At 60.0% G+C, this 15194-nt stretch carries 13 protein-coding genes; 8 read left to right on the forward strand and 5 right to left on the reverse strand.

Translation table 11 applies throughout. The features are described from left to right. Positions 1-900: a bifunctional methylenetetrahydrofolate dehydrogenase/methenyltetrahydrofolate cyclohydrolase FolD gene (gene folD / locus EXN68_RS12910; protein ID WP_142841163.1), complete on the forward strand. Its 900-nt coding sequence runs from the start codon at positions 1-3 to the stop codon at positions 898-900. A gap of 195 nt (positions 901-1095) precedes the next feature. On the opposite strand, the gene EXN68_RS12915 is transcribed toward folD, so the two are convergent. Next, on the reverse strand, positions 1096-2121 hold the full coding sequence (locus EXN68_RS12915) for a LacI family DNA-binding transcriptional regulator (protein ID WP_142841164.1): 1026 nt from the start codon (positions 2119-2121) through the stop codon (positions 1096-1098). 276 nt (positions 2122-2397) lie between these two features. On the opposite strand from EXN68_RS12915, the gene EXN68_RS12920 reads away from it, so the two are divergent. The 6 genes from EXN68_RS12920 to EXN68_RS12945 all read left to right on the forward strand — a co-directional run bounded on the left by EXN68_RS12920 (position 2398) and on the right by EXN68_RS12945 (position 9438). Further along, positions 2398-3759 carry an ABC transporter substrate-binding protein gene (locus EXN68_RS12920; protein ID WP_142841166.1) on the forward strand — a complete coding sequence of 454 codons (1362 nt, stop codon included), beginning with the start codon at positions 2398-2400 and terminating at the stop codon, positions 3757-3759. 103 nt (positions 3760-3862) lie between these two features. After that, positions 3863-4876: a carbohydrate ABC transporter permease gene (locus tag EXN68_RS12925; RefSeq protein WP_046800613.1), complete on the forward strand. Its 1014-nt coding sequence runs from the start codon at positions 3863-3865 to the stop codon at positions 4874-4876. A 1-nt stretch (position 4877) separates the two neighbouring features. After that, positions 4878-6038, forward strand: coding sequence for a carbohydrate ABC transporter permease (locus EXN68_RS12930; RefSeq protein ID WP_080817815.1), 1161 nt, complete (start codon positions 4878-4880; stop codon positions 6036-6038). Positions 6039-6075: 37 nt separating this feature from the next. Then, entirely contained in the window at positions 6076-7731 is a 1656-nt protein-coding gene (gene bglA, locus EXN68_RS12935) for a beta-galactosidase BglA (RefSeq protein WP_142841168.1), read from the forward strand. Positions 7732-7751: 20 nt separating this feature from the next. Next, positions 7752-8840, forward strand: a complete 1089-nt coding sequence (locus EXN68_RS12940) for an ABC transporter ATP-binding protein (protein WP_142841170.1) — start codon at positions 7752-7754, stop codon at positions 8838-8840. 241 nt (positions 8841-9081) lie between these two features. Next, positions 9082-9438 carry a hypothetical protein gene (locus EXN68_RS12945; protein WP_034496014.1) on the forward strand — a complete coding sequence of 119 codons (357 nt, stop codon included), beginning with the start codon at positions 9082-9084 and terminating at the stop codon, positions 9436-9438. Positions 9439-9462: 24 nt separating this feature from the next. Here EXN68_RS12945 and EXN68_RS12950 read toward each other — a convergent pair whose 3' ends face one another. Next, positions 9463-10827 carry a metallophosphoesterase gene (locus EXN68_RS12950; RefSeq protein ID WP_142841174.1) on the reverse strand — a complete coding sequence of 455 codons (1365 nt, stop codon included), beginning with the start codon at positions 10825-10827 and terminating at the stop codon, positions 9463-9465. Here EXN68_RS12950 and EXN68_RS12955 point away from each other — a divergent pair. Further along, positions 10826-11074, forward strand: coding sequence for a hypothetical protein (locus EXN68_RS12955; RefSeq protein ID WP_142841175.1), 249 nt, complete (start codon positions 10826-10828; stop codon positions 11072-11074). The genes EXN68_RS12950 and EXN68_RS12955 overlap by 2 nt on opposite strands. On the opposite strand, the gene edd is transcribed toward EXN68_RS12955, so the two are convergent. From edd to zwf, 3 genes are all read right to left on the reverse strand, one after another. After that, positions 11047-12867 carry a phosphogluconate dehydratase gene (gene edd, locus EXN68_RS12960; protein WP_142841177.1) on the reverse strand — a complete coding sequence of 607 codons (1821 nt, stop codon included), beginning with the start codon at positions 12865-12867 and terminating at the stop codon, positions 11047-11049. The genes EXN68_RS12955 and edd overlap by 28 nt on opposite strands. A gap of 126 nt (positions 12868-12993) precedes the next feature. Next, a complete protein-coding gene (gene pgl, locus EXN68_RS12965) occupies positions 12994-13692 on the reverse strand; it encodes a 6-phosphogluconolactonase (RefSeq protein WP_142841322.1) in 699 nt (232 codons plus the stop codon). A gap of 11 nt (positions 13693-13703) precedes the next feature. Then, complete coding sequence (zwf, locus tag EXN68_RS12970) at positions 13704-15179, reverse strand: glucose-6-phosphate dehydrogenase (protein ID WP_142841179.1); 1476 nt, start codon at positions 15177-15179, stop codon at positions 13704-13706. Positions 15180-15194 lie beyond the last annotated feature (15 nt).

A 15194-nucleotide genomic window follows, 5' to 3' on the forward strand; every position in this document is an offset into this window, starting at 1 on the left:
ATGGCAGTTGTGATTGACGGGAAGGCGAAGGCGACTTCGGTAACGGAGGCGGTTCGCATATCGGCAGAAGCGCTCGAGGCGGAACGGGGCGTGAAGCCCGGTCTCGCGGTCGTCATCGTCGGTAATGATCCGGCCAGCCATGCCTACGTGAACTCCAAGAGCAAGATGGCCAAGCAATGCGGCTTCAACTCCATCCAGCACACGCTGCCGGAAGAGACGACGCAAGGTGAGCTTCTGAAGCTGGTTGGCGAACTGAACGCCGACGCCTCCATTCACGGCATTTTGGTGCAGCTTCCCCTGCCGAAGCATTTCAATTCCGATGAGATCATCCAGTCGATCCTGCCCGAGAAGGATGTGGATGGCCTGAGCGTGTTGAACGCCGGCAAGCTGGCGACGGGCGATCTCGCCACCGGGCTTATTTCCTGCACGCCGGCCGGCGCCATGCTTCTGGTGCGCAGCATTCACGGCGACGACCTTTCCGGCCTCAATGCCGTGGTCATCGGCCGTTCCAACCTGTTCGGCAAGCCCATGGGCCAGCTTCTGCTGAATGCCAATGCCACGGTGACCATGGCGCATTCGCGCACCAAGGATCTCGCCACCGTCTGCAAGACGGCCGATATTCTCGTCGCGGCCGTCGGTCGCGCGGCGATGGTGAAGGGCGACTGGGTGAAGCCGGGCGCAACCGTCATCGATGTCGGCATCAACCGCATTCCGGCTCCCGAAAAGGGCGAAGGCAAGTCGAAGCTGGTCGGCGATGTCGCCTTCGACGAGGCAAGCGCCGTGGCGGCCGCCATCTCGCCGGTGCCCGGCGGTGTCGGCCCGATGACGATCGCCATGCTGATGGCCAACACCGTCATCGCCGCTTATCGCAAGCTTGGCCGGACGGCTCCGAAGTTTTAAGCCTGTCGCGTTCGATCGAACTCCACGGCATAGGAATTTCTGTGCGCTGGCCCTCACTACCGTCATTCCGGCCTTGAGCCGGAATCCAGCCGACGCGCGTCTGCGCGGCGAGACGACTCTTTTCAGCCCAAGGACTTGGGCTGGCTGGATACCGGCTCAAGGCCGGTATGACGGGCGGGGGATGAAGGCCGGCTGCTACGCTTTCGGAGCCGGTCCCGTCGAAGCGCGTACCACAAGCTCCGCCTTCCAGAGCTCCTGATGGGGCTCCATCTGCTCGAACTTGATCCGGTTGATCAGGCGTTGGCCGACGCGCACGCCAGCGGCCCGGAGTGAAGAGCGGGTCGTGGTGAGCGGCACGGAAAAATTGTCCGGCTTCAGCAGCGGCAGCACGTCGTCATGGGCGATCAGCGAAATGTCCTTGCCGGGTTTTAACCCCCGCTGGTTCATCGAGCGGATCGCGCCCAGTGCAAGCGCGGTACTGGCGCAGAGAATGGCGGTCGGCTTTTCCGGTTGAGACAGCAGCGCCTCCATGCCGAGATAACCCTCCTCGTCCGTCATGCTGCTGTGCCGCTTATTGGCCGGGTGCAGGGCGAGGCCGCTTGCCTCCAGCGCCTTCTCCACCCCGAGACAGCGCCGATAGGTAAAATCGTAGCCTTCCGGGCCGTTCAAAAGCCCGATGCGCTTATGGCCGAGCTGGAGGAGAAGCTGGGTCGCATCACGAAACGCGCCCTCATTGTCCACATCGAGATAGGGATAACTCTCCTCCACGCCGGCGGACCTGCCATGCACGAGGAAGGGCAGGGAGAGCGACTGCATCATGGCAATGCGCGCATCGTTCTTTTTCATATAGGCGAGATAGATGCCATCAACGCTGCCGCTTGCGGCGAGCCCACGCAGGGCTTCACGTTCTTTCTCGGGTTCCGTCGGCATGATGACGAGATGAAAACCGCTGCGTGAGGCTTCTTCGCCGAGACCGCTTAAGAATTCGCCGAAATGCACATCGGAACGGTGGTGCTCGCCAATCGGCATGACGAGTCCGATGGAGCCGACCTTGCCGGTTGCCAGCCGCTGCGCCGCCGCGTTCGGGCGATATCCCGTCTTCTCGGCGGCCTCCATGACGCGGCGGCGCGTCTCCGCGCTCACCTCCGGGTAGCCGTTGAGCGCCCTGCTGATGGTGGTCTGCGAAATGCCCAGCAGTTGCGACAACTGTTTCAGGTTCATGTCTTGAATTTCCTCCATGCACGCGCTTCAGGAACCGGCAAAGCCTCTCCTCATATTCCCAAAGCGCTTTAGATTTTTACCAGCCTCCGCTGCTTTTCTCAATCGAAAACGATAGCCGCCTTCCTAAATAAATATGACTATTCACGCGGTGCGGCAACGTTTCCTCGGAAACAGCCTCTTGACTCCATCTTGATGACAATGAGATGAATAGGCAGCCAAAGCGCTTTGATTGAGAGAGGACGCTTTGAGCCTTTTATGTGATGGGAGGTAAATCACATGCGGAAGACTCTTTTGGCGACGGCGGCCTCAATGGTGCTGCTGTCGGGTGCGGCCTTTGCCGCTGACCTGAAATTCGCGCCTGGCCAGGATGCCAAGTTCAACTGGAAAAGCTACGAGGACTTTAAGGCGGCCCATGCCGACCTGAAAGGCCAGACGCTGACGATTTTCGGGCCCTGGCGCGGCGAGGACGAGGCGCTGTTTCAGTCGGTGCTTGCCTATTTCGCCGACGCGACCGGCGTGAACGTCCGTTATTCCTCGTCGGAAAATTACGAGCAACAGATCGTCATCGATACGCAGGCGGGTTCGCCGCCTAATATCGCCATCCTGCCGCAGCCCGGCCTACTGGCCGATCTCGCGGCCAAGGGTTTTCTGGTGCCGCTCGGCGATGAGACCGCCAATTGGGTCAAGGAAAATTACGGCGCTGGCCAGTCCTGGGTCGATCTCGGCAGCTACAAGGGCAAGGACGGCAACAAGGCTTACTTTGCGTTCCCCTTCAAGGCCGATGTGAAGTCGCTCGTCTGGTATGTGCCTGAGAACTTCGAGGAAGCGGGTTATAAAGTGCCCGAGAGCATGGAAGACCTGTTCAAGCTGACCGACCAGATCGTTGCCGATGGCGGCACGCCCTGGTGCATCGGCCTTGGCTCTGGCGGTGCGACCGGCTGGCCGGCAACCGACTGGGTGGAAGACCTGATGCTGCGCACGCAGCCGCTCGACGTTTACCAGAAGTGGACGACCAACGAGGTGAAGTTCACCGATCCGGCGGTGGTCGAGGCCATCAACGAGTTCGGCAAATTCGCCAAGAACGAAAAATACGTGAGCGGCGGCGTTGCAGCCGTGGCCTCCACCGACTTCCGCGACAGCCCCAAGGGTCTCTTCGACATTCCGCCGAAATGCTACCTGCACCATCAGGCGTCGTTCATTCCGTCCTTCTTCCCTGAAGGCACCAAGGTCGGAACGGATGCGGATTTCTTCTACATGCCGACTTACGCGTCCAAACCTGACCTCGGCAAGCCGGTTCTCGGCGCCGGCACGCTCGTCACGATCACCAAGGAAGCACCGGCGGCCAAGGCATTCGTCGAATTCCTGAAGACCCCGATCGCCCACGAAGTGTGGATGGCGCAGTCCAGCTTCCTGACGCCCTATAAGGGTGTGAATGTCGACACCTATGCCAATGAGCAGATGAAGCGCCAGGGTGAAATCCTCACGACCGCGACAAGCTTCGGCTTCGACGGTTCCGACCTGATGCCCGGCAAGATCGGTGCCGGCGCGTTCTGGACCGGCATGATCGATTTCGTCGGTGGCAAGTCCGCCGATCAGGTCGCCGCCGATATCCAGAAGGCCTGGGACGGCCTGAAGTAACAATCGGATCAGGCCCGGCGGCGCGCTGCCGGGCCTTTACCAAATGGAACGGATCCGATGACCGCATAAATCAGCGCGGCGCGGAGAGGATCAGGGAGGGAACATGGCTCAACAACTCGTGTCTGCCATCGGCGTCATGGTAGCGGGCGTTTTTGCCTGCGCGGCCTATTACTGGCTATCTGACAAGGCGCTGCAGGTGATCTTTCCCGTCCGCTCGGGAGATGTCATTCACGCATCCCGCAATCTAAACCGCCGCGCCGCCGTCCGGCCCTGGCTGTTCATCGGCCCGGCGCTGATCCTGCTGCTGGTCTACCTGGTCTATCCCGTCATCGCCACGCTGATCCTGTCCTTTTATGACCGGACGGGCAGCGAATTTGTCGGCCTCGCCAATTATCGCTGGGCGTTTTTCGACGCCGGTTTCCGCCAGTCGATCTTCAACAACATCCTCTGGCTCGCCGTCGTGCCGGCCGCCTGCACCTTCTTCGGCCTCGTCATTGCCGTCATGACCGACCGCATCTGGTGGGGCAACATCGCCAAATCCATCGTCTTCATGCCGATGGCGATTTCCTTCGTTGGCGCATCGGTCATCTGGAAGTTCATCTATGAGTATCGCGCCGAAGGTCAGGTACAGATCGGGCTCTTGAACGCCATCGTCGAGTTTTTCGGTGGCAGCCCGGAGGTCTGGATTTCCATGCCCTTCTGGAACAATTTCTTCCTGATGGTCATCCTCATCTGGATCCAGACCGGTTTCGCCATGGTCATCCTGTCCGCAGCTTTGCGCGGCATTCCGGAAGAAACCATCGAGGCGGCCGTCATCGATGGTGCCAATGGCTGGCAGATCTTCTGGAAGATCATGGTGCCGCAAATCTGGGGCACCATCGCCGTCGTCTGGACGACGATCACCATTCTCGTGCTCAAGGTCTTCGATATCGTGCTGACCATGACCAACGGCCAGTGGAACACCATGGTTCTCGCCAACCTCATGTTCGACTGGATGTTCCGCGGTGGCGGCGACAGCGGCAGAAGTGCTGTTATCGCGCTCATCATCATGGCGGCCGTCACCCCGATCATGGTCTGGAATATCCGCCAGGCAAACCGCGAGATGGAGGGCCGCTGAGATGAATATCGTCAAACGCCTGCGCCGCGTCGGCCTGCCACGCCTCATCGTCCATGCCAGCGTCCTCGTCGTCGTGCTTCTCTGGCTCTTACCCACGCTCGGCATTCTCGTCAGCTCGCTGCGTGACAAGGACCAGATTACCGTGTCTGGCTGGTGGACGGCCTTCTCCAGCTCCGAACAGACCTCGGCAGTGCGCCTCGCCGATGCTTCCGTGCAGAAGCAGGACGGAAGCCGCTATGTGATATCAGGCAATGTTTTTGAAAATGGTGCCGGCGGAAAAGTCTCCGCCTTCGGCGTGCGCGTTCAGGAACCGAGAGCATTCAACGCCGGCGAACCGGCCGATATCGGCGATGGCGAAACCCTGCTCGTCAATACGGACGGCACTTACGAATATAGCAAGGCTTCGAGCTTCGAGGGCGCGCGCGGCAAGCGCGTCTATATTTCCGTCGCGACGCCGCCCGTCTTCACGCTCGATAATTACCGCACGGTTCTGACCTCGGAAGGCATCGGCCAGTCCTTCGTCAACTCACTCACCGTCGCCGTGCCGGCAACCGTCATCCCCATCCTCATTGCGGCCTTCGCCGCCTATGCGCTGTCATGGATGAGCTTTTCCGGCCGCAATCTGCTGATTGCCATGGTGGTGGGCCTCATCGTCGTGCCGTTGCAGATGTCGCTGATCCCGCTGCTGCGACTCTATAATGAAATCGGCACCATCTTCGGCGTGCCGTCCAAGACCTATGCCGGCATCTGGCTCGCGCACACCGCCTTCGGCCTGCCGCTCGCCATCTATCTGCTGCGCAACTATATTTCCGGCCTGCCGAAAGAGATCATCGAAAGCGCCCGCGTGGATGGTGCCAGCGATTTTGAAATCTTTGTCAAGATCATCCTGCCGCTCTCCTTCCCGGCGCTTGCCTCCTTCGCCATCTTCCAGTTCCTGTGGACCTGGAACGACCTGCTCGTCGCCATGGTGTTCCTCGGCACGCAGAAGGACGAACTGGTGTTGACCGGTGCGCTCAACGCGTTGCTCGGCTCGCGCGGCGGCAACTGGGAAATCCTCACCGCTTCGGCCTTTGTCACCATCATCGTGCCGCTTTGCGTCTTCTTTGCTCTTCAACGTTATCTCGTGCGTGGCCTGCTTGCAGGCTCCGTCAAGGGAGGCTGATCATTCCATGAACGCCCATACCAGACAGGACACTTCCATGACCGCTTCGGTGACTTCCGCTTTGACGCCCAACAAGGACTGGTGGCGCGGCGCTGTTATCTATCAGATCTATCCGCGCTCCTATCAGGACTCCAATGGCGACGGCATCGGCGACCTCAAGGGCATCACCGACCGGCTGGCGCATATTGCCGGCCTGGGTGCCGATGCGATCTGGATTTCGCCCTTCTTCACCTCGCCGATGAAGGATTTCGGTTACGACGTCTCGAATTATGTCGATGTCGATCCGATGTTCGGCACGCTTGCCGATTTCGACGGGCTGATTGCCGAAGCCCACCGGCTCGGCATCCGCGTCATGATCGATCTCGTCATGTCGCACACCTCGGACCAGCACCCATGGTTCGTGGAAAGCCGCGCCAGCCGCAACAATGCGAAATCGGACTGGTATGTCTGGTCGGATGGCAAGCCGGACGGCACGCCGCCCAATAACTGGCTGTCGATCTTCGGCGGTCCGGGCTGGCAGTGGGACCCGACCCGCATGCAATATTACATGCACAATTTCCTGACCTCGCAGCCGGACCTCAACCTGCATAACCCTGAAGTGCAGGAAGAGCTGCTGAATATCACCCGTTTCTGGCTGAAGCGCGGTGTTGACGGTTTCCGCCTCGACACCATCAATTTCTATTTCCACGACCTTGAGCTGCGCGATAACCCGGCGCTGGCGCCGGAGCGCCGCAACGCCTCCACGGCACCTGCGGTCAATCCCTATAACTTCCAGGAACATCTCTACGACAAGAACCGCCCGGAAAACATCGCCTTCCTGAAGCGTTTCCGCGCCGTGCTGGACGAGTTTCCAGACATCGCCGCTGTCGGCGAAGTCGGCGATAGCCAGCGCGGCCTCGAAATCGTCGGTGAATATACATCCGGCGACGACAAGATGCAGATGTGTTACGCCTTCGAATTCCTGGCACCTGATGCGCTGACCCCTCAGCGCGTCGCCGATGTACAGGCGGATTTTGCGAGAGCCGCACCGGAAGGCTGGGCCTGCTGGGCTTTCTCCAACCATGATGTCGTGCGCCATGTCAGCCGTTGGGGAGAGCATGTCGAGGATAAGGACGCTTTCGCCAAGGTTCTCTCGGCGCTGCTGATGACGCAGCGCGGCTCCGTCTGCATCTATGAGGGCGAAGAACTCGGCCTCACCGAGGCCGATATCGCCTTCGAGGATTTGCAGGATCCATACGGCATCCAGTTCTGGCCGGAATTCAAGGGCCGCGACGGTTGCCGCACGCCGATGGTGTGGGATGCCGGCCACGCACAGGCCGGTTTCTCGACAGCCGACAAGACATGGCTGCCCATTCCGGCCGAACACAAGCAGCGCGCCGTCAGCGCCCAGCAGGGCAATGAAGCTTCGGTGCTGGAACATTACCGCCGCTTCCTCGCTTTCCGCAGGCAGCACCCGGCCTTCGCAAAGGGTGGTATCGAATTCCACCCCGTGCAGGGTGAGGTGCTGAGCTATACCCGCAAGCTGGGCAACGAAACCGTGCTTTGCCTCTTCAACTTGTCCGCAACGCCGGCAAAAGCCACGCTGCCGGAAGGGAACTGGGAGGTTCTCGAAGGCCACGGCTTTGCAAGCGGCCTTGAAGGCAGAAGCGTAGAACTTCCGGCATGGGGCGCATTCTTCGCCCGTTACGCCTGACAGAACAGGGAGGAACACCCATGACAAGTCTCGTTCTCAAGGATATCCGCAAATCATACGGGCAGGTGAAGGTCCTGCACGGCATCGATCTTTCGATCGAACAGGGCGAATTCATCGTTTTCGTCGGCCCGTCCGGCTGCGGAAAATCGACGCTTCTGCGGATGATCGCCGGTCTGGAGGAGATCACCGGCGGCGAGATGTTCATTGATGGCCAGCTCGTCAATGAAATCCCGCCCTCGCGTCGGGGCATCGCCATGGTGTTCCAGTCCTATGCGCTTTATCCGCATATGACCGTCTATGACAACATGGCTTTCGGCATGAAGATCGCGAAGGAAAACAAGCAGGAGATCGACCGCCGGGTGCGTGCCGCTGCCGAAATCCTGCAGCTGACGCAATATCTGGAGCGTCTGCCCAAGGCGCTCTCCGGTGGCCAGCGCCAGCGCGTCGCGATCGGTCGTGCCATCTGCCGCAATCCCAAGGTCTTCCTGTTCGATGAACCGCTGTCGAACCTGGATGCTGCCCTGCGTGTCGCCACCCGCATCGAGATTGCCAAGCTCAACGAGCAGATGGCCGATACGACGATGATCTACGTCACCCACGATCAGGTGGAGGCGATGACGCTGGCAGACCGCATCGTCGTGTTGAATGCGGGTCGTGTGGAGCAGGTCGGCCCGCCGCTCGAACTTTACGAAAGGCCGGCCAATCTTTTCGTGGCGAAGTTCATCGGCTCGCCCGCCATGAACATCATCTCGGCGAAGATCGCCGGAACCGGCGAACGGACCTCGATCGAACTGGCCGGCGGCAAGACACTGGCCGTCAATGTTCCGACCCCGGCCACCGAGCAGGGCAAGGCCGCGAGCTTTGGTGTGAGACCTGAAGACCTCAGCGTTGTCACCGGCGACGACTATCTTTTCGAAGGCAAAGTCTCGATCGTCGAGGCTCTGGGCGAAGTGACGCTGCTTTATCTCGAGGCTCCGAAGGGGCAGGAGCCGATCATCGTTAAGATCCCGGGCATCCTTTCCGTCTCCAAGGGCGAAACCCTGCGGTTTGCAGCACCGCAAGAAAAGCTCCATCTCTTCGATGCTGACGGCAAGACCTACCGTCCATAATCGCCGGCAATATCGTAAAACACGCCCCGGAACCTTACCGTTCCGGGGCTTTTTCGTGCGTTTTTGCCCCTGTGGAAAAACATCGGAAATGTCCCGCTTCCGGTCTGTTTGAGGCAAGTCTGATATGAATTGTTAAAGACTATGGCCTAGTCTCGATCTGTTAAGAAAGCATGGGAGTCCGGGCGTGCAGAGCAGTGCGGGTGTCATCAGGAACCATTACCTGAGCAAGGAAGAATCCTTCATGTACGACCGCGAAAGCCGGTTTCGCATGGAAGATACCATGAATGCGGCACGCATCGAATATACCGAAAAGGCCGTCATGCACATGGCGGCGCGGCGCTGCGACGTCATCCGCATCTCCCAGACCGAAGCGGTGCTGGCACTGCTGACGAAATATAACCTGCCCAACCAGTTCTATCTCGATATTCCCGACGCCCGCATCACCAAGATCGGCTGCGTGATGTTGCGCGTCAACGCCAACAACACCATCCACGTCCGTTTCCTGCGCATGTTGACGCAGAAGGAACTGGACCGCATCTTCGTGTTCAGCACGCATCCGGCGCACAAGGACCGGAAGCTCGATATCCGGTCCTTCTGAAATATCCAAATCTGCCGAAGGGACTTAAGAGAGCCCGTCCACAACCGTCTGCTTCAGCTTCACTTCAGGCACTTCCGTGAAGGCAAGATCGCTGCGGCCGAAATAGGATTTCTGGTTGGTGGCCGACCAGTCGTTGCAAACCAGCTTGTAACGTTGTTTCGTTTCCGGTTTTTCCGGCATGGCGTAGAGATAATCGCCGGTGCGCGCAGCAAGCGGAATGTCGCCGTCCTGGTTGCAACGTTCAAGGATTTGGGCAAGCGCTTCGCCATCCACTTCCGCCACCATCAGCTTGCCGTCGAAACGCAGCGAGGCGTTGAAATCATAGCGGCGAATATCGCCTTGCGGCAGACCGGCACCGAGTGACGTATGGCCGATGAAACCGACATCCCCGCCGGTTTTCGCGGCGATAAGCTGCGCCACATGGCGTCCGGCCTCATCCACGGTCATTGCCTTGGCGGATTTACCGATGACCGCCCGTTCTTCTGCCGTCAGGTGCTTTTCGAGCGTCTGCTCGATCAGGCTCTTGAGGGCCGGGGAGGCGGGGGCGTCGCTATCGATCGCGATTGTTTCAATGGCCGGAGCCTTGCCAGGGGCGGAGATCGTTGCCACCGTCATGGAGGTGCACCATGAACCGGTATGGAGATAACGCGTGGCACCCTGCTCGTGCACGAAGTTCAGGTGATCGTGACCGCCGACTAGCAGCGTGCCATCCGGCAGCAGGGGCAGGATGTCGCGGTCGGCAACGACGCCGGCATGGCTCAAGACGATGTTGATAGCGCCCGACTTAACGATGCCGGGCAGATTGGCCTTCGCCCATTCGACCGGCTGCGGGATGTCGAGCATCTCGCGTGTCGCCTTCGGATAGGTGTTGATCGCATTGGTGGCAAGACCTGCCACGACGACCTGCCGTCCACCGACGCTTACCTCGGTGCTATCAGGCGCATAGGGTTTTCCGTCGCGCTTATCGATAATGTTGGACAGCACGGTGATGCCGAGTGCCTGGGCGCGACTGACAAAATTGGCAAGATCATTATCAATATCTGGCTCATGATTGCCGATATTGATGACGGTGGGGGCGAGCTTGGCGAGTGCAGCGAGGAACGTCCACTCGATTTCACCGGCCGAACGTGTGGCCACCGCATTGCCGAGTTCGAACAGGTCGCCATTCAGCAGAATGATATGCGGCGTCTTGTCGGCAGCGACGCGCGTTTCTATGGCCGCGAGAAGCTGGCCGATGCGTTCATAAGCCGAATGCAGGTCGGAGATCACGATCGCACGCAGCGCGACATCCTGCGCCGTCGCTGGCGTGGCCAAGGCAATCAACGGCAGCACGGCTGTGCCAGCCATAAGCTTCAGCACATCGCGGCGTTTGCTTGAGAAAATCGTCATGTCCTGGCCCCATCATCCGAAACTGCACCGTCGTCCCACGGTTGCTGGAGAAGGCCCTATAGGGCAATCATCACAGCCGCATGACAAGTGTGACTTTTACGAATTGGGAAATAAAGCTGTTTCTGCGCCGGATTATCAGGTGCGAGAAAGTGCAGTCGAACGATACCGCAAAGCAGGGTTGAAAGGCGAAAGCCGTATCGACCTTCGCCTTTCAAAAGATCAATGGAAGAGCACGCTTGCGCCCTGATCGGCCGGGCCGGCATTGCGGCGGAAGGGGGCGAAAAGTTCGCGGCCCATGCCCCATTCATTGCCGGAAAGATCGGCGCGTGCCGGTTCGCGTTTCGCCAGTTCAGCGGCGGACACCAGCACTTCCAGCGTTCCAGAAATGGCATCGAGACGGATGATGTCGCCATCGCGGATGAGCGAGATCGGGCCACAATCGGAAGCTTCCGGCGTGACGTGGATGGCGGCCGGCACCTTGCCGGATGCACCGGACATGCGCCCATCCGTCACCAGCGCCACCTTGAAGCCGCGATCCTGCAAAACGCCGAGCGGCGGTGTCAGGCGGTGCAGTTCCGGCATGCCATTGGCCTTCGGCCCCTGGAAGCGGACGACGGCGATGAAGTCGCGGTTGAGCTTGCCGTCCTTGAAGGCGTCCTGAAGTGCCTGCTGGTCGTTGAAGACGATCGCCGGCGCTTCGATGATGTGGCGTTCCGGCTTGACGGCGGAGATCTTGATAACGGATTTGCCGAGATTGCCCGTCAGCATCTTCAGGCCGCCAGTCGGCTGGAACGGCGTTTCGATACTGGAAAGCACCTTTGGATCATGGCTCTGCTCGGGGGAGGGCTCACGGGTTACCGCGCCCTTTTCATCGAGTTTGGCATCCACTGTATAGGCTGCAAGACCCTGTCCGAAGACGGTGCGCACATCGTCATGCACAAAGCCCTGCTTCAGGAGCTGCTTGATGAGGAAACCCATGCCGCCGGCGGCGTGGAAATGGTTCACATCGGCAAGACCGTTGGGGTAGACGCGGGCGAGCAGTGGCACGATATCCGAGAGATCGGAAATATCCTGCCAGGTGAGGATGATGCCGGCGGCACGTGCCATGGCGATCAGATGCATGGTGTGGTTGGTGGAACCACCCGTTGCATGCAGGCCGACAACGCCGTTGACGACCGACCGTTCATCGATCATTTCGCCCGCCGGTGTGAATTCATTGCCCTGCGCAGTGATTGCCAGCGCGCGCTTTGCAGCCTCACGCGTCAGCGCGTCGCGCAGCGGCGTGCCGGGATTGATGAAGGAGGAACCGGGCATATGGAAGCCCATGATCTCCATCAGCATCTGGTTGGAGTTCGCCGTGCCATAGAAGGTGCAGGTGCCGGGACCGTGATAGGATTTCGATTCCGCTTCCAGAAGCTCGGCGCGGCCGACCTTGCCTTCGGCATAAAGCTGGCGGATGCGCGACTTCTCGTCATTCGGCAGGCCTGATGTCATCGGGCCGGCGGGAACGAAGACGGCGGGCAGGTGACCGAAGGCGAGTGCCGCGATCACGAGGCCGGGCACGATCTTGTCGCAGACGCCGAGATAGACAGCGGCGTCGAACATGTTGTGCGACAGGCCGATGCCGGCAGCCATGGCGATGGCATCGCGGGAAAACAGCGAAAGCTCCATGCCCGGCTGCCCCTGCGTCACGCCATCACACATGGCCGGAACCGCGCCCGCAACCTGGGCGATGCCACCCGCCTCCTTGGCCGCATCGCGAATGATCGCCGGGAAGGTCTCATAGGGCTGGTGCGCCGACAGCATGTCGTTGTAGGCGGTGATGATACCGAGGTTTGGAACCCGGTCGCCGGCAAGGATGTCCTTGTCGGCGGGGGAACAGACCGCAAACCCGTGCGCAAGGTTGCCGCAGGAAAGCACGGAACGATGAACGCCTTTTGAGACCTGCAGCCGCAACCGCTCGAGATAGGTCTCGCGGTAAGGCTTGGAACGTTCGACGATACGGGCGGTGATGGCCTGAATGCGGGAATCGGCGGACATGGGCGTTCATCCTGTTCGTTGGTCGGCAACCGGCGTTCCGGGAGGTGAACGGCCGGTTGTCGTGTTTCTGTCTTCATGTCTTCGGGGCGCTTGTCGCCGGGCCGCGTGTGCGGCGGTACTTTCGGCTTACGGCGCCCAGTATATATCCACGAGCGTTTCTGCGCGGTTCAGCACGGCACGAACAGGCATTTCGTCCTCATCCTCACCTGACTGAGCTTTTTCAAGCGTCGCTTTCTTGGCTGCACCTTCAATGTGCAGCACCAGAAAATCGGCATCATGCAAGCTGGAGAAATTGAAGGTCAACCGCTCCTCTCCCGCATTTTCCGCCGCCATGGTCAAGACGCCGCGTGGCTCATTAAGGTCCAGCGCTTCGTAGAGATTGTCTCCACCGGGGAAGAACGATGCCGTATGACCATCCGTTCCCATACCCAGAATGACCACATCGAAAGGATCGCAGATCGCTTCGGTCTTGACGGTTGCGAGCGTCGCCGCATCCTCCGGCGAGGCCGCCGACTGAAAAAGCGGCACGAAATAGGCCGCCTTCGCCTTGTCCTGCAACAGGTTCTCGGCAACCAGACGATGGTTCGAACGATCGCTTTCCGGCGGCACGAAACGTTCGTCCACCAGCGTCACGCTGATATTGGGCCAGTCGAGATCGTATTTGGAAAGCGCCTGGAAGAACAGTTTCGGCGTCGAGCCGCCGGAAACGGCAATACTCGCCGTGCCACGTTCCTGCGTTGCGGCCGAAAGGCGGCTGGCAACTTCTGTTGCCAGCGCGGAGGCGAGGTCGGCGGCGCTGTCGAAGACATGCAATGTCTCACTTATCTCCGTCATCCTCAATCTCCATCATGCCAGGTGCGGCCGTCACGCTCGATCAGCGCGATCGAGCCGCTCGGACCCCAGGTGCCGGCCGTATAACCCTGCACGCCCTGCGCCAGTTCTTCCCAGCTCTTGAGAATGGGGTCGATCCAGTCCCACGCGGCCTCGACTTCGTCGCGGCGCATGAACAGCGTCTGGTTGGAGCGGATGGTGTCCATCAACAACCGCTCATAGGCATCGGGGCTGCGCACGTTAAAGGCTTCGGCGAAGCTCATATCCAGCGACACCTGGCGCAGGCGCATGCCGCCCGGGCCGGGGTCCTTGATGAGCAGCGACTGCTTGACGCCTTCATCCGGCTGCAGGCGGATGACCAGCTTGTTGGCCTCGATCTTGCCGGCCGCATCGTCGAAGATCGAATGCGGGATTTGCTTGAAGGTGACGACGATTTCCGAAACGCGGGTCGCAAGGCGCTTGCCGGTGCGGATGTAGAAAGGAACGCCGGCCCAGCGCCAGTTGGCGATTTCGGCCTTGATGGCGACGAAGGTTTCGGTGTTGGAAACGCCGCCTTCCAGCTCTTCCAGATAGCCCTTCACCGGGCCGCCGGCGGAAGCACCGGCACGGTACTGGCCGCGAACCGTCTGCTTTTCGACATTGCTGGTGTTGATTGGCTTCAGGGAGCGCAGAACCTTGAGCTTTTCGTCACGCACGGCTTCCGCATTCATGGATGCGGGCGGCTCCATGGCCACGAGGCAAAGTAGCTGGAGGATATGGTTCTGTACCATATCGCGCAGCGCGCCGGCCTTGTCGTAATAACCGGCGCGGCCTTCAAGGCCGACGGCTTCGGCAACGGTGATCTGCACGTGGTCGATATGGGCGGAGTTCCACAGCGGCTCGTAAAGCGCGTTGGCGAAACGCAACGCCATCAGGTTCTGCACCGTCTCCTTGCCGAGATAGTGGTCGATGCGGAAGATCTGCTCTTCCTTGAAGACGTGGCCGATGGTGTCGTTCAGTTCCTGCGCGGAAGCGAGATCGCGGCCGATAGGCTTTTCAACGACGATGCGGGTCGAGCGGGTGATCAACTTGTGCTCGCGGATCTTGTCGGCAATGTCGCCGAAAATGCCCGGCGCGACGGCCAGATAAAAGGCGCGGATGCGATCCTTGCCCTCATCGAGCAGCTTCTTCAGCACGTCCCAGCCATTGCTGCCCTTGGCATCAACAGGCACGTAGAAAAGCCGGTTGAGGAACAGCGTGACCTGCGCGTCGTCATATTCGCCGGCCTTCAGGTGCTCCTTCAGCGCATCCTGCGCGAATTTGCGATATTCCTCATGGCTCATGACCGAACGCGACGCACCGATGATACGGGTCGGCTCCGTGAACTGGCCTTCGACCTGCCGGTGATAAAGGGCCGGCAGAAGCTTGCGCTCGGCAAGATCGCCCGTGCCGCCGAAAACGACACAATCAAAAGGTTCAACAGGAATGATCTGACTGCTCATATCGATTCTCTCGAT

The sequence above is a fragment of the Martinezella rhizogenes genome (assembly GCF_007002745.1).
In the GTDB taxonomy this organism is placed as follows: domain Bacteria; phylum Pseudomonadota; class Alphaproteobacteria; order Rhizobiales; family Rhizobiaceae; genus Agrobacterium; species Agrobacterium cucumeris.